The 20,674-nt window shown below is 32.5% G+C and carries 24 protein-coding genes; 18 read left to right on the top strand and 6 right to left on the bottom strand.

Annotation, left to right across the window (positions count from 1 at the left end; all coding sequences use genetic code 11):
• Positions 1-65: 65 nt before the first annotated feature.
• On the bottom strand, positions 66-923 hold the full coding sequence (gene nadC, locus KHA98_RS05405) for a carboxylating nicotinate-nucleotide diphosphorylase (RefSeq protein WP_213256050.1): 858 nt from the start codon (positions 921-923) through the stop codon (positions 66-68).
• Between the two features lie 306 nt (positions 924-1,229).
• Here nadC and KHA98_RS05400 point away from each other — a divergent pair, with 306 nt between their 5' ends.
• The 7 genes from KHA98_RS05400 (at position 1,230) to rlmH (ending at position 6,784) form a co-directional block, all read left to right on the top strand.
• Positions 1,230-2,330, top strand: a complete 1,101-nt coding sequence (locus KHA98_RS05400; RefSeq protein WP_213256048.1) for a DNA alkylation repair protein — start codon at positions 1,230-1,232, stop codon at positions 2,328-2,330.
• A gap of 305 nt (positions 2,331-2,635) precedes the next feature.
• Positions 2,636-3,517 (top strand): pirin family protein, encoded by an 882-nt coding sequence (locus KHA98_RS05395; protein ID WP_213256046.1) that lies wholly within the window; start codon positions 2,636-2,638, stop codon positions 3,515-3,517.
• A 2-nt stretch (positions 3,518-3,519) separates the two neighbouring features.
• Positions 3,520-3,915 (top strand): OsmC family protein, encoded by a 396-nt coding sequence (locus KHA98_RS05390; protein WP_213256044.1) that lies wholly within the window; start codon positions 3,520-3,522, stop codon positions 3,913-3,915.
• 7 nt (positions 3,916-3,922) lie between these two features.
• Positions 3,923-4,207 carry a GNAT family N-acetyltransferase gene (locus tag KHA98_RS05385; protein ID WP_213256042.1) on the top strand — a complete coding sequence of 95 codons (285 nt, stop codon included), beginning with the start codon at positions 3,923-3,925 and terminating at the stop codon, positions 4,205-4,207.
• 234 nt (positions 4,208-4,441) lie between these two features.
• Positions 4,442-5,857, top strand: a complete 1,416-nt coding sequence (locus KHA98_RS05380) for an amidohydrolase family protein (RefSeq protein ID WP_213256040.1) — start codon at positions 4,442-4,444, stop codon at positions 5,855-5,857.
• A 60-nt stretch (positions 5,858-5,917) separates the two neighbouring features.
• Positions 5,918-6,220, top strand: a complete 303-nt coding sequence (locus tag KHA98_RS05375) for an antibiotic biosynthesis monooxygenase family protein (RefSeq protein ID WP_213256039.1) — start codon at positions 5,918-5,920, stop codon at positions 6,218-6,220.
• 90 nt (positions 6,221-6,310) lie between these two features.
• The gene (gene rlmH / locus KHA98_RS05370) at positions 6,311-6,784 is read left to right on the top strand and encodes a 23S rRNA (pseudouridine(1915)-N(3))-methyltransferase RlmH (RefSeq protein WP_026729408.1); all 474 of its coding nucleotides are present in this window, start codon (positions 6,311-6,313) and stop codon (positions 6,782-6,784) included.
• 30 nt (positions 6,785-6,814) lie between these two features.
• Here rlmH and KHA98_RS05365 read toward each other — a convergent pair whose 3' ends face one another.
• The 3 genes from KHA98_RS05365 to folP are packed head-to-tail and all read right to left on the bottom strand — an operon-like array spanning position 6,815 to position 8,667.
• Complete coding sequence (locus KHA98_RS05365; RefSeq protein WP_213256037.1) at positions 6,815-7,447, bottom strand: hypothetical protein; 633 nt, start codon at positions 7,445-7,447, stop codon at positions 6,815-6,817.
• Between the two features lie 18 nt (positions 7,448-7,465).
• Positions 7,466-7,822, bottom strand: a complete 357-nt coding sequence (locus KHA98_RS05360) for an SMI1/KNR4 family protein (protein WP_213256035.1) — start codon at positions 7,820-7,822, stop codon at positions 7,466-7,468.
• A 20-nt stretch (positions 7,823-7,842) separates the two neighbouring features.
• Entirely contained in the window at positions 7,843-8,667 is an 825-nt protein-coding gene (gene folP / locus KHA98_RS05355) for a dihydropteroate synthase (RefSeq protein WP_213256033.1), read from the bottom strand.
• A gap of 219 nt (positions 8,668-8,886) precedes the next feature.
• On the opposite strand from folP, the gene KHA98_RS05350 reads away from it, so the two are divergent.
• From KHA98_RS05350 to tpiA, 5 genes are all read left to right on the top strand, one after another.
• Positions 8,887-9,429 (top strand): DUF1599 domain-containing protein, encoded by a 543-nt coding sequence (locus KHA98_RS05350; RefSeq protein WP_213256031.1) that lies wholly within the window; start codon positions 8,887-8,889, stop codon positions 9,427-9,429.
• A 94-nt stretch (positions 9,430-9,523) separates the two neighbouring features.
• The gene (locus tag KHA98_RS05345; protein ID WP_213256029.1) at positions 9,524-10,645 is read left to right on the top strand and encodes a BT_3928 family protein; all 1,122 of its coding nucleotides are present in this window, start codon (positions 9,524-9,526) and stop codon (positions 10,643-10,645) included.
• A 94-nt stretch (positions 10,646-10,739) separates the two neighbouring features.
• Positions 10,740-11,402: a lipase family protein gene (locus KHA98_RS05340; protein WP_317192564.1), complete on the top strand. Its 663-nt coding sequence runs from the start codon at positions 10,740-10,742 to the stop codon at positions 11,400-11,402.
• A gap of 305 nt (positions 11,403-11,707) precedes the next feature.
• The gene (locus KHA98_RS05335; RefSeq protein ID WP_213256027.1) at positions 11,708-12,208 is read left to right on the top strand and encodes a TlpA family protein disulfide reductase; all 501 of its coding nucleotides are present in this window, start codon (positions 11,708-11,710) and stop codon (positions 12,206-12,208) included.
• A 51-nt stretch (positions 12,209-12,259) separates the two neighbouring features.
• A complete protein-coding gene (tpiA, locus tag KHA98_RS05330) occupies positions 12,260-13,012 on the top strand; it encodes a triose-phosphate isomerase (RefSeq protein WP_213256025.1) in 753 nt (250 codons plus the stop codon).
• A 106-nt stretch (positions 13,013-13,118) separates the two neighbouring features.
• On the opposite strand, the gene KHA98_RS05325 is transcribed toward tpiA, so the two are convergent.
• Both KHA98_RS05325 and KHA98_RS05320 read right to left on the bottom strand, forming a co-directional pair.
• Positions 13,119-15,455, bottom strand: a complete 2,337-nt coding sequence (locus KHA98_RS05325) for a hypothetical protein (protein WP_213256023.1) — start codon at positions 15,453-15,455, stop codon at positions 13,119-13,121.
• Entirely contained in the window at positions 15,415-16,551 is a 1,137-nt protein-coding gene (locus KHA98_RS05320; RefSeq protein WP_213256022.1) for a hypothetical protein, read from the bottom strand. Before KHA98_RS05320 ends, KHA98_RS05325 begins: the two co-directional genes overlap by 41 nt.
• A 112-nt stretch (positions 16,552-16,663) precedes the next feature.
• Here KHA98_RS05320 and prmA point away from each other — a divergent pair, with 112 nt between their 5' ends.
• From prmA to KHA98_RS05290, 6 genes are all read left to right on the top strand, one after another.
• The gene (gene prmA / locus KHA98_RS05315; RefSeq protein ID WP_213256020.1) at positions 16,664-17,497 is read left to right on the top strand and encodes a 50S ribosomal protein L11 methyltransferase; all 834 of its coding nucleotides are present in this window, start codon (positions 16,664-16,666) and stop codon (positions 17,495-17,497) included.
• A gap of 35 nt (positions 17,498-17,532) precedes the next feature.
• Entirely contained in the window at positions 17,533-17,808 is a 276-nt protein-coding gene (locus KHA98_RS05310) for an ATP-dependent Clp protease adaptor ClpS (protein WP_213256018.1), read from the top strand.
• Positions 17,809-17,873: 65 nt separating this feature from the next.
• The gene (locus tag KHA98_RS05305) at positions 17,874-19,145 is read left to right on the top strand and encodes a sterol desaturase family protein (RefSeq protein ID WP_213256016.1); all 1,272 of its coding nucleotides are present in this window, start codon (positions 17,874-17,876) and stop codon (positions 19,143-19,145) included.
• A 7-nt stretch (positions 19,146-19,152) separates the two neighbouring features.
• Positions 19,153-19,833 carry a lysoplasmalogenase gene (locus KHA98_RS05300; protein ID WP_213256014.1) on the top strand — a complete coding sequence of 227 codons (681 nt, stop codon included), beginning with the start codon at positions 19,153-19,155 and terminating at the stop codon, positions 19,831-19,833.
• A gap of 25 nt (positions 19,834-19,858) precedes the next feature.
• Entirely contained in the window at positions 19,859-20,311 is a 453-nt protein-coding gene (locus tag KHA98_RS05295; protein WP_213256012.1) for a 2-dehydro-3-deoxyphosphooctonate aldolase, read from the top strand.
• A gap of 30 nt (positions 20,312-20,341) precedes the next feature.
• Positions 20,342-20,671 carry a hypothetical protein gene (locus KHA98_RS05290; RefSeq protein ID WP_213256010.1) on the top strand — a complete coding sequence of 110 codons (330 nt, stop codon included), beginning with the start codon at positions 20,342-20,344 and terminating at the stop codon, positions 20,669-20,671.
• Positions 20,672-20,674 lie beyond the last annotated feature (3 nt).

Below are 20,674 nucleotides of genomic sequence, written 5' to 3'. Positions count from 1 at the left end.
TGAGTTTAGATTTTAGCTTTTTTTTTACCTAACTCATAATTTATAACTCAAAACTCATAACGCTATTAAAAAGCTTTCAAACTCAAATCCATATTGTAAACTGAGTGTGTTAAAGCTCCGGATGATATATAATTTACACCGCAAAGTCCATATTCGCGGATTGTTTTTTCATTAATATTCCCTGAAGATTCTGTCTGGCACTTTTTACCAATTAAAGCAACTGCTTTTTTAGTATCTTCATAATTAAAGTTATCTATTAAAATTCTGTGCACACCATCACTTAATAATATCTCACGAATTTCATCCAGATTTCTGGCTTCAACTATAATCTTTAAATCGAGATTATTGGCTTTTAGATATTCTTTTGTCTTTTTGATTGCAAGCGTGATTCCCCCAGCAAAATCAATATGATTGTCTTTTAGCATAATCATATCGTAAAGCGCATAACGATGATTTTCTCCTCCTCCTATTTTTACAGCCCATTTTTCGGCCACTCTAAAATTTGGAGTCGTTTTTCTTGTATCCAGTATTTTTGCACCAGTTCCTTCTAATAATTGCATCAAATGACTCGTTTTTGTTGCAATTGCCGACATACGTTGCATGGTATTCAAAACAACTCTTTCAGACTTTAAAATAGATTGTGAACTTCCCGAAACTTCAAAAACCACATCGCCATATTCTACATGAGTTCCGTCTTCAATAAAGGTTTTTACTTTTAATTTGGGATCAACAAATTCAAATATCATTTTTGCAATTGCAACTCCGGCAATAATTCCCTGATCTTTTACCAATAATTTAGCCTGACCGTGTGCAGTATCAGGAATACAGGCAAGCGAACTGTAATCGCCCGGCCCCACATCTTCTCTAATGGCATTACGGATCAAAAGTTGTAATTCTGCTTGAAATTGAGCTTCGCTTATCATTTTTCTATTTTTAATAATATGCTAAATTAAAATATATTTTACGGATTTGAAAGTTTCCTTAACATGAAAAATTTTTCAAAACATTAAAATTTTCTTTTTTAACCATTAAGATATTAAGAAAATTAAGTGCAAATTCTTAATGCTACTTCTTTCCTCATTAATTAAACAATGAATTTAAAATATTTCTTTTTTAAACAACCAACTGATTAAGAAAAATTAAGCAACAAATCTTAATAAACTTACTATCTTGATGGTAGAAAATTCAATAAACATTAAATATCTTTGAAGTTCAATCAAGCATTATTTATGGCATTAATTAAAGATATATACTCGGTTACTTTCTACGAAAAATTTGGTCAGGCTGTCGCCGAAGTGCATCCAACATTCGATAAACAAAAATTTATTGAAGCAATTTATGAAGGTGATTTTGCACAGAAAGAATGGAAAGAACGCATGAAACACACTACAGTTGTTTTACATCAGTTTATGCCACATAATTTTCCCGAAGCAACTCTTTTAATTGACAAAATCATTGAAAACTTAAAGAAAAACAATTTTGCTGATAGTAATCTTGCCTTCATCTTTTTTGCCGATTATATCGAAATGTATGGTTTAGACGATTTTAAAACTTCGGCGAAAGCATTTGTTTCTATAACACAATTTATAAGCTGTGAGTTTGCCGTTCGCCCTTTCATTTTAAAATACAAAGAAGAAATGATTGATGAAATGGTCAAATGGTCTTTACATGAAAATCATCACGTGCGACGATTGGCAAGTGAGGGTTCACGCCCGAGATTACCGTGGGCAATGGCGATTCCGTTTCTGAAAAAAGACCCAACTTCCATTCTTCCCATTTTAGAAAACCTTAAAAATGATCCTTCAGAATATGTTCGCAGAAGCGTTGCCAATAATTTAAATGATATTGTAAAAGATAATCCGGAAATTGTTTTGGAAATCGCCTCAAAATGGAAAGGACATACTAAAGAAACAGACGGAATCATTAAACACGGCTGCCGAACTTTATTAAAACAAGGACATCCTGAAATTTTAAGTCATTATGGTTTAGAAAGTAGTAATATTGAACTTTCGTCTTTTGAAATCAAAACGCCAACTGTAAAAATTGGAGATTATTTGCAATTTCATTTTCATCTGAATAATAAAAATGAAGAACCTAAAACGATTCGTCTGGAATATGCTGTTCATTACAAAAAAGCAAAAGGACATCTGGCGAAAAAAGTCTTCAAAATCAGCGAGAAAATCTATCATCCAAATCAATTAACTAAGGTTGAAAGGAATCAATCTTTTAAATTGATTACGACTCGTGTTTTTTATACTGGAATTCATCAATTGTCAATTATAATTAATGGGACAGAAAGTGAAGTTTTGGAGTTTGAATTGGTTGATTAAACATCATTTTCACACTTTCCTCTATGCTTTAACCGTCAAGTTTGTCATTTCAAAAAAAAGAAATCTATATCAGTATTGTCAGACTGAGCGAAGTCGAAGTCCCGCAAAGTGATTCAGCATGTGAGACTTCGACTTCGCTCAGTCTGACAATAAATGCGATAACGAAATTAAAAAGAGGAATTTGAATAAATTAGACTTTTTAATTACTTTTATAGATAATACTAAAAACAACTTTTCTTAATCTAAATTAAGTTACAGACTAACATCACAACTGTAATTTTGTTTTTAAATCAAAATAATACCACATGTCAAATATCAATTTAATTATCGAAGAACGTGCTGCCAATATTGGCAATTTTATGGTGGGCAGATTATTGCCTTTCCGTGAAAAAAGAGCCGTTGGGCCATTTGTATTTATCGATCATATGGGGCCTGCACATTTAAGCGACCATGAAAATATGGATGTTCCTCCGCACCCACATATAGGACTTTCTACACTTACTTTTTTATTTGAAGGAAGCATTATGCACCGCGATAGTTTAGGAACTGAATTAGAAATAAAACCAGGCGCTGTAAACTGGATGACGGCCGGAAAAGGAATTGTTCACTCTGAAAGAACTCCAGAATATTTGAGACATTCAGACAAAATGCTTCACGGATTACAGATTTGGGTAGCTCTTCCGAAAGAATTAGAGCAAATGGATCCAAACTTCACTCACGTTGAAGCGCAGGATATTCCAGCTTGGGAAGAAAATGGCGTTTCATTTAAACTAATTGCCGGTGAAGCTTTCGGAAAAAAATCTCCGGTTCCTGTTTACAGTCCGTTGTATTTTATTGAAATTAAAAGCAAGGAAGCTCAAAAAATCAATATTGGAAGCCATCTTTTTGGAGAAAGCGGTTTATATATTTTAGAAGGAAGTATTAAAAGTGGTGAACATGTTTATGATCCGAAACAAATTTTGATTACAACCGACAGTACACTTTGTGAATTTGAAATTAGTGCAAATTCAACCGTTTATATTTTTGGCGGACAACCTTTTCCTGAAGAACATTTTATCTTTTGGAATTTTGTTTCTTCTGACAAAAACCTTCTCGAAAAAGCCAAACAAGACTGGACAGCTCAGACTTTCCCAAAAGTTCCAGGCGAAACCGAATTTGTTCCATTACCTGAACCAAGAATGAAATAATTATGAATACAGTATCAGCAAAAATAGACACCCGTTTATATCGCACCGAAATAACTTCTGCAAGTGGAAATATTCTAATTTCTGACGAACCGCAACAATTGGGTGGCAAAAACTTAGGTTTAAATCCAACTGAGCTTTTGGCATCTTCATTGGCTTCATGCACTTTAATTACTTTACGAATGTACATCAATCGCAAACAATGGAACGTTGAAGAAATCAATATTAAAATTGATTTTGAAAGAGATTCTGAGCGAAATTGTACCTCATTCACGAGAAAAATTGAGGTAATTGGCGAGGTCGACGAAGCACAAAGACAAAGATTAGAAACGATTGCAAATAGTTGTCCGATTCATAAAACACTAACGCATTCAATCGAAATTAAAACGACATTAATATAACTTAATAATGGAAATTCAACAAATTAACGATACAAGAAGAGGCTATTTTGAAGCTCTAGAAGACGGAAAAGAAGCCGGAAAAATGACTTACACCTGGGCAGGAGATTCTAAATTCATAATCGATCATACTGAAGTTAGTCCGGATTTTAATGGTAAAGGTGTTGGTAAAAAATTAGTGATGGCTAGTGTAGAATACGCAAGAGCAAACAACTTAAAAATCATTCCGCTTTGTCCTTTCGCTAAAAGCGTTTTTGATAAGGTTCCTGAAATACATGATGTACTTTTTTCTTAAAGTTACTAAGGTTCTGAGATGCTAAGGTTCTAAGTTTCTTAACCGCAAAGGACGCTAAGGGTTACGCGAAGTTCGCAAAGTTTTTTTGATAAAGCTTTGCGAACTTTGCGGTTATATTAAGCTAAGTATATAAAAAATACCTTGCGTGCTTTGCGGTAAAATCCCCCGCAACAAAATTCCATTTTAAAATCTCCGCAGAAAGTCGTATATTTGCATGTAATTTAAACTTAGAGTATGACAAGGATAATTACGCTTTTCTGTATTTTTATGGCACAAATCGGCTTTTCTCAATCGGCTGAAAGTTATTTAGAAAAAATCAGAAATAATGAAGCTCTCTTAACAGCTTTTTTTCAACAAATGCCAAAAGGAGGCGATTTACACCACCATTTTTCAGGATCAGTTTATGCAGAACCGCTTTTAGAAAGAGCAATTGCGGAAGATTTTTATTTAAATATAGAAACTATGGCAGTTTCTAAAACGAAACCTGCCAATGGAAACTGGCAAACCTTCTCCTCTATAAAAAATCAAGGCAAACTAGATTACTATCAACAACAAATTATGCAAACCTGGTCGGCTAAAGATTATAATGGCTCAGTTCCTTCTGATGATTTGTTCTTCGACTCTTTCATGAAATTTGAGCCAACTATTCAAGGTCATTTTGCAGAAGGAATGCTCGAACTTAAAAAACGTGCCATTGCTGAAAATGTAAGTTATATCGAAACACAATTATCGACAATTCCATGCGATATGAATGTTTCCGATTTAAATGATTTCAATACAAAACTTCGTCAGGCTGCTTCTCAAAAAGATGAAAAAGCGGTCTTAAAACTTTTAGACGATTTGTATAAAGCAATTCAACAGAAAGAGGCAAAAAAATATGCTTTAGATTTCAACAATAATTTCATTGCGAAACTGCATAAAGACTTAAAAATGGATGATGAAAAATTCACCATGCGTTATCAAAACTTTGTGCTTCGTTTTATGGATCCGGTAGATTTATTCAAAAACTTAAGCATTGCTTTTATCTCCGCAAACGATAGTAAATTGGTTGCAGGTGTGAATATCGTTTCTCCGGAACACGGCGAAAATTCAATGAAAGATTACTGGTTGCATATGGTAATGTTTAAATATTGCCATTCGAAATTCCCTGATGTAAAATACACGCTTCACGCAGGCGAATTGACTTTAGGCTTAGTTCAGCCGGAAGATTTAACGTGGCATATTAACGATGCAATTTATATTGCCGGAGCCAACAGAATTGGTCACGGAGTTGATATCGCTTACGAAGCAAATTCATATGATTTATTGAAATATATGGCAAAAAATACTATTCCGATTGAGATTAATTTAGCGAGTAACGAGTTTATTTTGAAAGTTAAAGATAACAGACATCCTTTTACACTTTACAAAGAATTTAATGTTCCAATTGTAATTAGTACCGATGATGCCGGAATTTTAAGAAGCAGTATGACCGAACAATATGTTTTGTTGGCAAACAGATATAAGGATGTGAATTACGAAACGATCAAGAAATACGTTTACAACAGTATCAATTATAGTTTTATTCAGGATACTTCGGTTAAGAAACAACTACTAAAAGATTTAGATACTCGTTTTAAAGCTTTTGAAGCGAAGTTTTCTAAAAACTAAATTATAACCATTAGACCTGACAGGTTTTAAAAACCTGTCAGGTCTAGAATATGCTAAACCATGATTCTAGAAGCAGCATTTCTTTATGTAAAACCAGAATTAGCTTCTCAATTTGAGGCTGATTTCGCTAAGGCAAGTCAATACATTTCATCAATTGAAGGTTATCTCGGACATCGTTTGGAAAAATGTCTTGAAATCGAAAACAAATATCTTTTATTAGTGGACTGGAATACTTTAGAAGACCATACAGTTGGTTTCAGAACTTCTGAAGCTTATTTGGAGTGGAAAAAGATTTTACATCATTATTATGAACCGTTTCCGATTGTAGAGCATTTTGAAACGGTTTTTGAGAATCAAAAATAGCCCACAGATTAAACGGGTTAAACAGATTTACACAGAATTATTTTTAAATTAAATTCGTGCCAATTCGTGTAATTCGTGGCAAACTAAATTATGAATATAAAACTTATCGCCATAGGCAAAACAGATAACAAATCGCTTCAAACTTTGATTGACGATTACACCAAACGTTTGTCTTTTTACATCAAATTTGACCTGGAGATTATTCCGGATATTAAAAATGTAAAAAACTTATCTGAAAGTCAGCAAAAAGAAAAAGAAGGAGAATTAATTCTTTCTAAACTCTCTGCAACAGATCAATTGATTTTATTGGATGAAAACGGAAAAAACTTCTCGAGTGTAGGTTTCTCAGAAGAATTACAAAAGAAAATGAATTCCGGTGTAAAAACTTTGGTTTTTGTAATTGGCGGACCATACGGTTTTTCTGAAACAGTATATAAAAAAGCACAAGGAAAAGTTTCGCTTTCGCTAATGACGTTTTCACATCAAATGGTGCGTTTATTTTTTATTGAACAATTGTACAGAGGTTTCACGATTTTACGCAATGAACCTTATCATCACCAATAAAATTTTATTTCAGGTTTTATTTGTTTCAAGTTAGAAGATGAATTCTACCGGAAGTTTATCAAGATTGTGGGTCACATGTTTTTGTAGTAGAATTTTGTATTGAATATATTCTTCATAACTCATATCCTTATCAAATAAAAATACCAAATCTGGTACTCTCTCAAACTTGATGCTGTAAAAAAGTTGCAATATTTCTGATATCTTTATTTCCTTATCTCCAATCAAAACCTGTTTTTTCCCTTTCTTAAAAAATACTACAAAATTTCCTTTAGCAGGTTTTTCCATTTTATAATACACTTTTGTGAAAGGCAGAAAGGCCAAATTCTTTCCGATAGAATCGGCGTAAGAATAATAATTTTCAGCATTTTCGTTTTTATGTGCGCTGTCTGCTCTTTTCTTTTCCTGCATTTTGATAACCTGTGGCATAACCAATTTCAATGGCAAACGCTTATCGATATTAAAAATCCAATTGGTTGAAATAATGGCACTTTTTCGGTTTAAATCGGCTATTGTGTCTTTTCCTTCAACTTTAAAGAAAAGATAAATTGGCGAATGATCCTGTACATCTTTTACGATTGAAACATTTGATTTTGGGAGTAGAACGTCTTGTTTTTTTTCGCATGAAAATAGAAAGCAAATTATAAGTAGAGAAAAGTATTTCATAATTAATAGATTTTTAAGCTAATAGATTTTAGGATAATTTAGTAGAAAACAATCTAAAAAATCTATTTTTTTTGGAAATAACATTCCTTCTTCATAAAAAAAAACATTTGGATTTATTTCTCCATTAGCATTAAAATACCAAAACATATAACCTTGATGCATCATAAAAACAAAATCTGTATCTGTTAAAAAATTATCTGTTCTATCTTCATTTATTAATTCTAGTGCCCAAATATTTAATTCTTTATATTTATTAAACAAATCAGTTCCCACAAATCCTTTAGGAGTTGAAATATCACATTCAATATAAAATTTTTTATAAATTAAAGGAAAAATGAAATTACTTTCTTTTTCAATTTTATCAAGTTCTTCCATTATAAAATAAAGACAAATATTTAATAATTCATTTTACCAAACAAAGTAACACATTCCAAAGCTTCTTTAACATCATGAACACGAAGAATTTTCGCTCCTTTCATCAAAGCAATTGTATTTAAGAAAGTTGTGCCGTTTAAAGCTTCTTGCGCAGTAATATCCAGTGTTTTATAAATCATCGATTTTCTCGAAATTCCAGCTAAAACGGGTAATTCTAAAAGATTAAAAAGTTCCATTTTTTGCATTACTTCATAATTCTGATTGGTTGTTTTGGCAAAACCAAATCCCGGATCTAAAATCAAATCATTAATACCTAAACTTCTTGCTTTTTTTACTTTTTCTGAAAAATAGAAAAGCATTTCTTTTATAATATCATCATAATGCGTCAAACTCTGCATTGTTTGTGGATTCCCACGCATGTGCATCATAATGTACGGAACGTTATAATGCGCAATTACATCAAACATTTTCTCGTCCAATTCTCCTGCGGCAATGTCATTAATAATCGCTGCACCGCTTTCTATACTTGCTTTTGCTACTTCTGCTCTAAAAGTATCAATTGACAATAATGCGTTTGGATAATGCTTTAAAATCAATTCTATTGCGGGAACAATTCGGTCTATTTCTTCTTGTTCGGTCACAAATTCGGCACTTGGTTTACTTGAATACGCTCCAATATCAATAAAAGTTGCTCCTTCTGACAGCATTTTATCAACCTGCGAAATAATTTCGTCTTCGTTTTTATATTTTCCGCCATCAAAGAAAGAATTCGGAGTAACATTCAGGATTCCCATTACTTTTGGAATCGATAAATCTATAAGTTCACCTTTGCAGTTTATCAGCATTTTGTTTATTTTTTTGTTTCAAGTTGAAAGTTTCAAGTTGAAGCAGATTGCGTGTTTCCAGAACATGAAATATGAAACATGAAACTTTAAACATTTTCACATTCTAGTTCCATTAACACTTTGTTAAGAAAAAACTTGAAACAAAGAAAACCTGAAACTTGAAACTATTTAATTTTATACCTATTTTTGAAGAAATTTTAGCAAATATACAGCATATAAATGAAGAATACTTCCCAAGAGTTTGATAATGTAATCGCGGTTTGCCGAACCTTGTTTATCAATAAAATGACAGATTACGGCAGTGCGTGGCGAATTTTAAGATTGCCATCACTAACGGATCAAATCTTTATAAAAGCGCAAAGAATTAGAAGTTTACAGGAAAACGAAGTCCGTAAAGTGGATGAAGACGAAAAAGGAGAATTTATCGGAATCATCAATTATTCTATCATGGCTTTGATTCAGCTGGAACTTGGCGTTGTTGACCAACCGGATCTTGACGTTGAAAAAGCAACTGAATTATATGATGCTAAAGTTAAACTGACCAAAGAATTAATGGAAGCCAAAAATCACGACTACGGTGAGGCATGGCGTGATATGCGTGTAAGCTCACTGACTGATTTGATTCTGCAAAAGCTTCTTCGCGTTAAGCAAATCGAAGATAATAAAGGAAAAACAATCGTTTCTGAAGGTATCGACGCCAATTATCAGGATATGATTAATTATTCCGTTTTTGCTTTGATATTAAATCCTATTACTAAATAAAATTCCAAATTTTAAATTCCAAATTCCAATTTTCCGACATGATTTTGGGATTTGGGGTTTTAAAAAATTGGAATTTTAAAAATTTTATATTTTTATGAAAAACATCCTTACCCAATTCTCCCGATTATTTGTCGGTGTTTTATTTATCATTTCCGGATTAATCAAATTAAATGATCCTGTTGGTTTCTCTTATAAATTAGCCGAATACTTCAGTGAACCTGTTTTCAACATGCCTTTCTTAGAGCCATTGGCTTTAGGATTAGCTATTATTTTAGTGATTCTGGAAGTAGTTTTGGGTGTAATGCTTTTGGTTGGATACAAATCAAAACTGACGATTTGGGCTTTACTGCTTTTAATTGTTTTCTTTACCTTCCTTACTTTCTACTCTGCTTATTTTGATGTAGTAAAAGATTGCGGATGCTTTGGAGACGCTTTACACTTAACACCTTGGCAATCTTTCACCAAAGATGTTGTTTTGTTATTCTTTATTTTGATTTTATTCATCAATCAAAAATTAATTAAGCCTTTATTTTCAACACCTCAAACCAATTTTGCAGTTTATGTAAGTGTTGTTTTATGCGCATTTATGGCAGTTTGGGTTTTAAATCATAATCCTTTAAAAGATTTCCGTCCGTACAAAGTTGGAACTAATATCGAGAAAGGAATGGAAATTCCTGAAGGTGCTCCAAAATCTGTGGTAGAAATGATTTTTATCTACAAAGTAAATGGTGTTGATAAAGAATTTACGGAGAAAGATTTAATGAATATTCCTGAAGGCGCGACTTTTGTTGATCGTAAAGACAAAGTAATTACAGAAGGTTATGTACCGCCAATTCATGATTTTACAATGACAAAAGAGGATTCTGATTATAAAGAAGAATTATTAAAAGAACCTAAATTGGTGATTTTTGTTACTTACGATTTGACTTTATCAGAACCTGCCGGTATGAAAAAATTAGCTAAAGTAACTGCAGATGCCAAAGCAAAAGGTTACAAAGTAGTTGCTATGACGGCTTCTGGTGCTGATGAAATTGCAAAGGCTAAAAAAACTTACGGACTAGATGTTGATTTCTATTTCTGCGATGCTACAGCGCTTAAAACTATCGAAAGAGCAAACCCTAGTATTGTAGTTTTACATAAAGGAACAATAGTACAAAAAGTACATTATAATGACGTCGATAAATTAGAATTATCAGATGTTGCATACGGTATTTAAGAATACTAAATAATATAATAAGGCGTTAATATTCTATATTCTAGATATATTAACGCCTTTTTTTTATCCACTTAATACCAACCAATAAACTAAAATGATGAACCAAAACTTTAAACAACTTCCTTTTTTAATCATTATGCTTTTTAGCATAATAGGATTTAGCCAGGATAAAACAAAAAATGCCGATCAACGCTATATCTTCTTTTTTCATAACAAATTTGTAGAAGATAACGATCTAAGTGTTGCTCATCCAGAATATGGTAAGGCAGAATACAATGAGATTTTAGCCTCTTTCAGAAAAGATAACTTTATTGTTTTTAGTGAAAAAAGAAAGAAAAACACCAATTCTGCTGACTATGCAGAAAAGATTGTAAAACAAATTAAAGCGCTTATAAAAAAAGGCACTCCATCCAATCATATTACGGTAATCGGAACTTCACAAGGTGGTTATATTGCTCAATATGTTTCTACTTATCTGGCAAATCCAGATGTAAATTTTGTTTTTATTGGTTGTTTCAGGGATCAGGATATTACCGAAATTCCGGATATTAATTTCTGCGGAAATATTTTAACGATTTACGAAAAATCAGATATTTACGGCGTTTCTGCCATCAAAAGAAAGGAAACTTCCAAATGCAATATAATTCATTTTAAAGAAATTGAACTTAACACTGGTCTAAAACATGGCTTTTTGTACAAAGCCGCAGACAATTGGATTGCTCCAAGTAAAAAATGGGCAAACGGAAATTACGACTAAAATTACTTAAGCCTTCAATGAAATTATTTATTGAAGGCTTTTTTATGAAAATCTGACGTTTTTTTGCCGTAAATTTTTTCTGAGAAATAAAAATCTTCTTCATTTTTGTAGTCATTAGAAAAAACATTTTGAAAAACAGGCGGTTTTACGCTCAACTATTACGATTTCATTTGGTATTTTCTAACCTAAATTTCCCGTTTTGTTATAAAATAAGCTAGTCTTGAAATTTTGTTAATCTGGAATTGGCATTCCATTTGTTTGTTTAACTTTGTGAATTCAGTATTAAAATAAAAATAGAAACTTATATGAAACAATTAGCCCTAATCGTTATCGCATTTATTACATTTTCTTGTTCTCAAGCGCAGAAAACAAGTTTTTCTAAAGAGGCGTTATCAGAAAAATTATTAGCAACAGACGGAAGCCAGGTTGCGTTTAAAGACATTTTAAAAAAATACAAAGGAAAAAATCTGGTTATTGAGGTTTGGGCTTCATGGTGTGGAGATTGTGTAAAAGCGATGCCAAAACTAAAAGAATTACAAGCTGCAAATCCGAATGTATCTTACTTATTCCTTTCTGCTGATAAAACGGCTGACAAATGGAAAGCAGGAATTGAAAAACACGAATTAAAAGGAGATCATTTTATGATGAATGACGGTATGAAAGGTGTTTTTGGAAAAGCAATTGATTTAGACTGGATTCCAAGATATATTGTTATTGACAGAACGGGTACTATTGTACTATACCGTGCTATTGAAACTGATTTTGATAAAATCAATGAGGCGGTAAAAACTACACAATACGAATAATTCGCCGACTTATTTAAAACAAAAATTAAAAGAATAATAAAAACTACCAAAATGAGAAAAAAGATTGTTGCAGGAAACTGGAAAATGCATAAAAACGCAGCACAGACTGAAGAATTATTAAGCGAGTTAATCACTAAAATACCTGCAAAAACTACTGCACAAGTAATTGTAGCTCCAACGTTTGTAAACTTACAAGCTGCGGTTGCAAAAGTAAAAAACACTACAATTGGTGTTTCTGCTCAAAACGTTCACCAGGCAGAAGGTGGTGCTTTTACAGGAGAAATTTCTGCAGACATGTTAACTAGTATTGGTGTAAACACTGTAATTCTTGGTCACTCTGAGCGTAGAGCTATTTTTCATGAAACTGATGCTTTAATCGCAAACAAAGTTGATACTGCGTTAAAACATGATATGACAGTTATTTTCTGTTTTGGAGAAGAATTAAAAGACCGTCAGTCTGGAAATCATTTCAACATTGTTGAAAATCAATTACGTGACGGATTATTTCAAATCTCAAAAGAATCATGGTCTAAAGTTGTTTTAGCTTACGAACCAGTTTGGGCTATTGGAACGGGAGAAACTGCTTCGCCAGAACAGGCTCAGGAAATGCACGAATTTATCAGAGAAGTTGTTCGTAAAGCTTACGGAGCTGAAATCGCTGACGAAGTTTCTATCCTATACGGTGGTTCTGTAAAACCGGATAACGCAAAAGAAATCTTCTCTAAACCAGACGTAGACGGTGGTTTAATTGGAGGTGCTGCTTTAAAAGCAGACGATTTCTTAGCAATCGTAACGGCAATCTAATTTTAGATTTTGAAATCCCTATAAAAAAAGCGTTCGCATATCGAACGCTTTTTTTATTTTCCAATTCCACTCATAACTCATAACTCATAACTCATAACTCTAAAAGCTAATTAATAAATGATTTCAAAAGCGGACAATTGTACTTTTTAAATGTTGGCGTTGTTTTGTAAACCGAATAAAAATTAACTAACTCCTGCCCTGCTTTAAACGGATTTTTCTCTTCTTCCTCGGCAGAAATCACATTAGCATAATGATTGTAATAATTACATTCAAAAATCATTAAACTGGCTAACGCTTTTTCATTATTATTTTTAGACATCTTCAGGGCTTTTTCGTAATACATTTTAGCCATTGTTAAACTATAATAATTGCCTTTTTGATAACTCTTTTCAAGCTCAGAATTATCTCCATAAACATAATCAACATACGATTCTCCAGAGGTCCAGTCATACGCGACCATCATCCAGGAATTCCCAAGATAAGACACATTAAAATAAGCGTGGGCTAATTGTAAATTGCTTGTGGCTGTATTCTGCTTCTTCAATTGAATAAGTTTCGCAATAAAATCGGCTTTATTGAAATGATAATCAAATTTGCGTTCTTTATCTTTTTGGAGAATTTTGGGTGCAAAAGGATTTTCGTTTAAATAATTTTTAAACTCATAGTTTTTATCCCAAAAATCTTTCGGCATACTCGCAAAAGTTTCAAGAGCTAATTCTAAATTATTGTTTCTAAAAGCGATGGTTCCTTTCAGATCTTTATAATAATTAATGTCCGGAGCAATTGTTCCCGAGCAAATATATTTCTCAAAAGGCGTTTTATCTTCTTTTTCTTTTAATGCTATTAATCGATCAATATCTTTTGTCGTTGCACTGCGGTCAAAGTAACCGATGTAACTGTAATAATACGGATTATTGTAAACAGAATATTCTCCTTCGTTTTTAAGATCCGATTTCATCATTAATAAACCTGCTGAAACGCGATCTCCTTTTTTCGAAAAGTCGGCACTGGCAATTCTATACAAACTGTATAGATTCTTAAACAATCCGTAATCCGTTTCAACCAGATTTTCAACGGAATCAAAATAAGTGAAAAGCTGATTTTGCACTTTCTCACTTTTTAAATCGTCTTGTTTTAATGATACCAAAGCCAATTGAATATTTTTCTGCATTTGTATCGATGCATTGGCTTTATCAGAAATCATATTAGTATATTTTTTTCCTTCTTCAACCTGATCATCTATAAAGCAAAGTTGCGCTATGGCAGCTGTAATATAGTCTTTTTGTTCTCCTGATGTTTGTTCCCGTATAGAAATCAAGAAATACTCTAATGCTCTTAAATGCAAAATATCTTTGTTGAAATTTTCTTCTTTTGCTTTAGCATAATTATCATACCAGACTGTTCCGTCAAAAACAACCGACGGGCTGCCGTTATTGGTATATTGTGGCGTAAAAATCCAGTCTTCTAGTTTGTTAATTTCTCTTCCGATTAAAAAACTCAAATTGACGCTGTTTGGGCTTAACTTATAGATTTCTTCAATTGTTTTTAAGTCCGGTGCGGGGTTTCGAAAACTTTCTATAGCTAAAATTACACTTCGCTCTTCATCGTTTTGTGCTAAGGCTAGCGTTTCTGCGGTTAATTTCCAATTATAATGTTGCAGGACAGCAAACGATTTTTCTTCGCAAGCAGCAAAAACTTTACTTAATAAATAATTTTGCATTGTAAAATCATCAATACACAATGCTTTATAATATAAGGCCCAAGGTGCTAAAATAGTGTTATCCTTTTCTGTAAAATAAGTATCATATAAACGAATTACTTCACTTTTATCCTGAGCATAAAAACTATATCTCAAAGTTAAAAAAGCATAACGCTGTTTCAGGAAAGTATCTTTTGCGGCTTTTATTCTCTTTTCAAAATCGGTCACCTCCGCAAGTTTATGGTCTTTACTTCCATAACCAATTTGCGACCAGGATTCCCATTTCACCTCTATATTGCTATTGTATTCCAGCTTTTTAGCAAATACTATATAATTTAAAAAAGCTTTATTTTTTGGCAATAACAACGCCTCAATAAAAGTGTTTTTTTCAAATGCTTTTTTTAGCGATTTGTTTTCAAAAGCGGTTTCAAATTGCTCAGAATCTGTTTCATACAAAATAGTATGAATATCTTTAGGATCAATCTGATTTCCTAATTTTTTCTTCCATTCTAAACAATTCAATTCCTGATCAACTTCGGAAACAGTGTTCGTCGAATAGTAATAATCTGCAGAATAATAAAACGGCGTAAGTTTAAAAAAGCCTTCACGTTGTGCTTTAAATAAAGCCAAACGACTGGTTTCGGGCGAAACACTCCAACCACAGGCAAAAGAAACCTGAAAGCTTAAAACGAATAGAAGGCTACTAAAAACGCGCATAATAATTTGAGATATTTGGAATTCCATAATCGTTAATGTATTTTTTATCAAAAGAGAAAAACGTGACTTTAGTTTGATTATCAATCTGAATTTTACTTTTTACAATCGAAATCATTTTCTCGAGTTCCTCTTCAGAAATTTTCTCAATTCTGATTTCGTCACCATTTCGCAAATAGGTTTGTCCAATTAAAACATCGTCCTGAAGGATATATTTAGAGTCCGAAATCTTTTTCACTTTAAGACTGTCATTTCTCAATTGATCATAATCGGATAAGATTCCTTTAAACTGATCTCCTCTAAAAACTACTGCCCAACTGTACAGCGGCAAAGCAATATCGAGCTTTAATTTGTATTTATCATGGGTAATGTATTGTGCTAATTCTTCACTTGTCCCGATTGAATTTTTAGCTTTAAAATCATCCGGTTTCGACAAATTATAACACATTAGCAAACCTTTATCTACTGGCGGTGTTCCCGCTTTTTCAGCATATTTATATTGCCAGAGTCGTATTGTTGCCGCAATTTTTGCTGCCGGATATTCTTTTTTGATTTGTTTCAATAAATAGAAATAATTCTTTTGGGACTTTTGCGTCCAGTCGCAATCAATTAAAATCTCTTTAAAATCGACTTTTAATTTTGCTAATTCTATAGATTTTACCGAATCGTAATTAAGACGTTTATAATTTTCGTTTTTATAATAATCCTGTGGATAAACAATTGCGTTTGTATTTTTATCGGCCGTCACTTCATTCATTTTTACTCCAATCTGATTCACACGCTTAGCAATTCGAACTGCCAGACTATCCAATTGTTGCTTATTAGATTGCAAAACCACTTCGTTTGTTATAAATATACTTGGCGTTATATCAGGTTTGCTATCATTTAATCTTATATCATAAATGGTCGCAACAGGCAATGGCTCCTTGGCATAAGGATTCCAATCAATATCGAAAAAGCGTACATACATATGCTTTACGTTCAAATTCTGCATTAAAGAATCATCCTGTTTATCGAAAACCAGGTTGGTTTTCCAATAACAAAATGATCGTATAACTTCATGTTCTTTCTCACAACTTCCTGAGGTTAACACCACAAAGAGCAAAACAAAAATAATATTCCTCATATTCAAAAAATCCTTACAATTTGAATCAAAATTAACATTAATAAGTATTAGAATCCGAATTATTTATAAACAACTTTTGCTTTGTATTCTTACCTTTGCAAAAAAATAATTTATGTCGAATATATATTTAGGATATCATTTTACGATTGAGCCGAAAGAATTAGGATCAGAAATTTTAGTTGCTGAATTAGGCGAGAAAGCGTTTGAAAGTTTTACGGAAACTGAAAACGGTATTTCGGCTTTTGTGAAGAAAGATTTGTGGGATGAAAACATTCTGGATGATATTTACATTTTGCAATCGGAAGAGTTTAAAATCGAATATACTATTGAAGAAATCGATCAGGTAAACTGGAATGAGGAATGGGAAAAAAACTTCGAACCTATTGATGTTGATGGAAAATGCCACGTTCGTGCTCCTTTTCACCCAAAAACTGATGCCGAATTTGATATTGTTATTGAGCCTAAAATGAGTTTTGGAACCGGACATCATGAAACTACACACATGATGATTCAGCATTTATTAGAAATGGATGTTAAAGGTCTGAAAACTTTAGATATGGGCTGCGGAACTGCAATTCTGGCAATTCTTGCTGAAATGAAAGGTGCCGAACCAATTGATGCAATTGACATTGACAACTGGTGTTACTTAAATTCTATCGAAAATGCTGAACGCAATAATTGCAAACATATCAGCGTTTATGAGGGCGATGCTGCTTTATTGGCTGGTAAAAAATACGATTTGATTATTGCAAACATCAATAGAAATATTTTGTTGAACGATATGCAGGTTTATGTTGATTCTTTAAACCCTAAAGGTATTATCCTTTTTAGTGGTTTTTATGAAGAAGATGTTCCTTTTATCGACGCTTCATGTACTGAAAAAGGTTTAACTTATGTTAAAAAATTTCAAAGAAACAACTGGGTTTCATTAAAATACGTAAATTAGTTAATATCAATTACAAAGTACAAAAACTAAAAAAGATGAGTACTAAAGAAAAAGTAAGAGAAAAAGTTCGGGAAAAAGAAGCGACAGGTTTCAATAATGAAATCATTATGTATAACGATGATGTTAATACATTTGATCATGTTATCGATACCTTAATGCGCGTTTGTAACCACACGGCAGAACAAGCAGAACAATGCTCCTTAATTGTACATTACAACGGAAAATGTACTGTAAAAACAGGTCCGATTGACAAACTGAAACCTCAATGTTTACAACTTTTGGAAGCTGGGCTTAGCGCCGAAATTGTTTAATTGCAAATAATTTAAAAAACATTCTATTTTATTCTATATTTGAAATAAAATAGAATGTTTTTTTTATGGAAGAATACGGAAAGATATTAATTATTGCGATGCCCATATTTCTAACCTTAATAGTGATAGAAAAGCTATATGGCATTTATAAAAAAGACGACACTGCTCCTTTAATAGATAGTGTGTCCAGCATAAGTTCAGGAATAACCAATTCTGTAAAGGATGTTTTGGGACTAAGTATAACTTTCCTTTCTTATGAATGGCTGGTTTCTAAAATTGCTTTACAGCATTTAGAACCAAGTATTCTTTCTTATTGTATTGGCTTTTTTGTCATTGACTTTTATGGTTACTGGAGCCATCGTCTGGCGCATCAAATCAATTTTCTCTGGAACAAACATGCTATTCATCACAGTAGCGAAGAATTCAATTTGGCCTGTGCTCTTCGTCAGCCAATTGCCAGTTTAGTTAACTTGTTTACTTTCTTATTAATTCCTGCTGCCCTTTTGGGCGTTCCGGCTTCGGTTATTGCTATTACATTGCCTTTGCATTTGTTTTTGCAGTTTTGGTATCATACCAAACACATCAAAAAAATGGGTTTTCTGGAACACATCATTGTTACACCTTCGCATCATCGTGTGCATCATGCTATAAATCCTGAATACTTAGATAAAAATCATTCTCAGATCTTTATTTTCTGGGACAAGCTTTTTGGTACTTTTCAGGAAGAACTAGACGATGTTCCGCCAGTTTTTGGAATAACTAGACCAGCAAATACATGGAACCCGATCCGTATTAATTTTCAGCATTTAGGTTTATTAATTCAAGATGCGTGGCGTGCCGAAAACTGGAAAGATAAATTTACGATTTGGTTTAAACCAACAGGCTGGAGACCTGAAAATTTTGAAGAAAAATATCCGGTAAACAAAATCGAAAATGTTTTTGATTTTGATAAATACGGTACACAAAACTCATCAAAACTTGTTTATTGGTCAGTTGTACAAATGTTGATAACACTTTTGTTTGTGAGTTATCTATTTGATAATATTGCCAAAATCGGGCTTCCAAATATTTTTATCTACGGCTTTTTTATTCTGGTGACTATTTACAGCTACTCCGAACTGATGGATAAAAGCAAATATGCTATTTTCTGGGAAGGTTTACGTTTTGCAACTGCAGTTTCAATTATCACATATTACGGAGACTGGTTTGGTTTAAATCATGTTTTTTCTGCCAGTAATTATATTATTTTAGCTTACCTGAGTTTATCGTTTCTAACCACCATATATTTTGTAACGATCGACTTTAAAACTTACCAAAACCAACTAATAAATTCTTAACCCCACGATGAGAAACGCAACATTTTTTAAAGCCTACATCCTATTCAGCATTTTTTATCTCTTTGCCATGCTTTTAGGATACGAAAATCTGGATTGTTTTTTAAAACCGGCCTTAATTCCTCTTTTAAGTTTAGGCGCCTATTTTTACAGAAAATTTCCATCACAAAATATCCTTTTAAGCGCTTTATTATTTTCCTGGATTGGCGATGTAATTCTGCTCTTTACAGATATGGGCGAAATTTATTTTATCCTTGGATTAGTTGCTTTTCTAATTTCACACATTCTGTATTGTGTACTTTTTAATAAACAAGGCAAAAAAGAAAGAAAAAAGAATAAAACACTATTTGTACTCGGATCTGTTGTAATTGCCCTGTATTTAGTGGGGATGCTTACTCTTTTATTGCCTTCATTGGGAGAATTAAAAATTCCGGTAATTGTATATGCGACCGTTATTTCATTTATGCTTTTGTTTGCTTTTAATGGCTATTTAGTATGGAAAAAACCGGGCAATCTTTACGTTTTTTTAGGCGCAATAGTATTTGTACTTTCAGATAGTATTTTAGCAATCAACAAATTCTACTCGTCTATTGAAAAAAGTTCGTTTTTTATAATGTTAACCTATCTTGTGGCACAATATCTGATTGTGGTTGGAATATTAAAACTGAATCCAAAAAAACCAAAAGAATAATCTAGCTTCGGAAATAACCTTTATCATGAAAAAAATAGCACTTTTTATTGTTTTACTTCTTTCAACCGCTTCCTGTATAAGTACAAAATCAACTTTGAAAAATGTTGATGATAATGCTCCGGATTTGGTTTTGACTAAAAATAATACGTTTGTAATTTCATTGTTTAGTAAAGACAAAAAGTACGGTTATGATCCTGATTATCCTGTAAATATATTTTTTAGAAATACCAGAGACGAAGCAGCAAACGAAGTACGTTTCCTTAACGCTCTTGCTGGTCCAAATGGTGAAAAAATCACTTATAAACGCATGGAGACGTGCTGTCCTTTTCCAACAAAACGAAGCGATATGGGCGCCGGATTTTTGAATGTTTATGAATTAACGTGGGAAGGACAAAAAAAGCCAATTACTCTTTATTTGAACATTTATGAAAAAGGAATCTTAATGGTTCCGATGGGATTGACTCTTAAAAAAGAGTAGTTTTTTAATTAATTTTCAAGAACTAAAATTATGCTCAGTCGGCTACCCTTTATTTTAATCCTTCTGCCATTATTATTTCAATTAATAATAGGAACAAAAGCCATTTTTAGATCTAATTCGTTAAAATTTGGAACCATATCAGGAATAAGTTTTATAAGCCAATTAGTGTTTTCATTTGTTGCGGTGTATATTGTAAACTATAATTTCTCCAAATACTTTGAAGAACATCCAAATGCAACTAAATGCGGAATGCCTTTTTTAGGTTTCATCATGGCTACACTATTTTTTATTGTGGTACTTATAGTGGTAATAATTATTCAGTTCCTTATTAAAAAATGGAGCGATAAAAAACTTAGATAAAAC

Origin of the sequence: Flavobacterium branchiicola, from assembly GCF_018383905.1 — a bacterium.
Classification (GTDB): domain Bacteria; phylum Bacteroidota; class Bacteroidia; order Flavobacteriales; family Flavobacteriaceae; genus Flavobacterium; species Flavobacterium branchiicola.
This window is presented reverse-complemented; position numbering and strand designations above follow the sequence as displayed.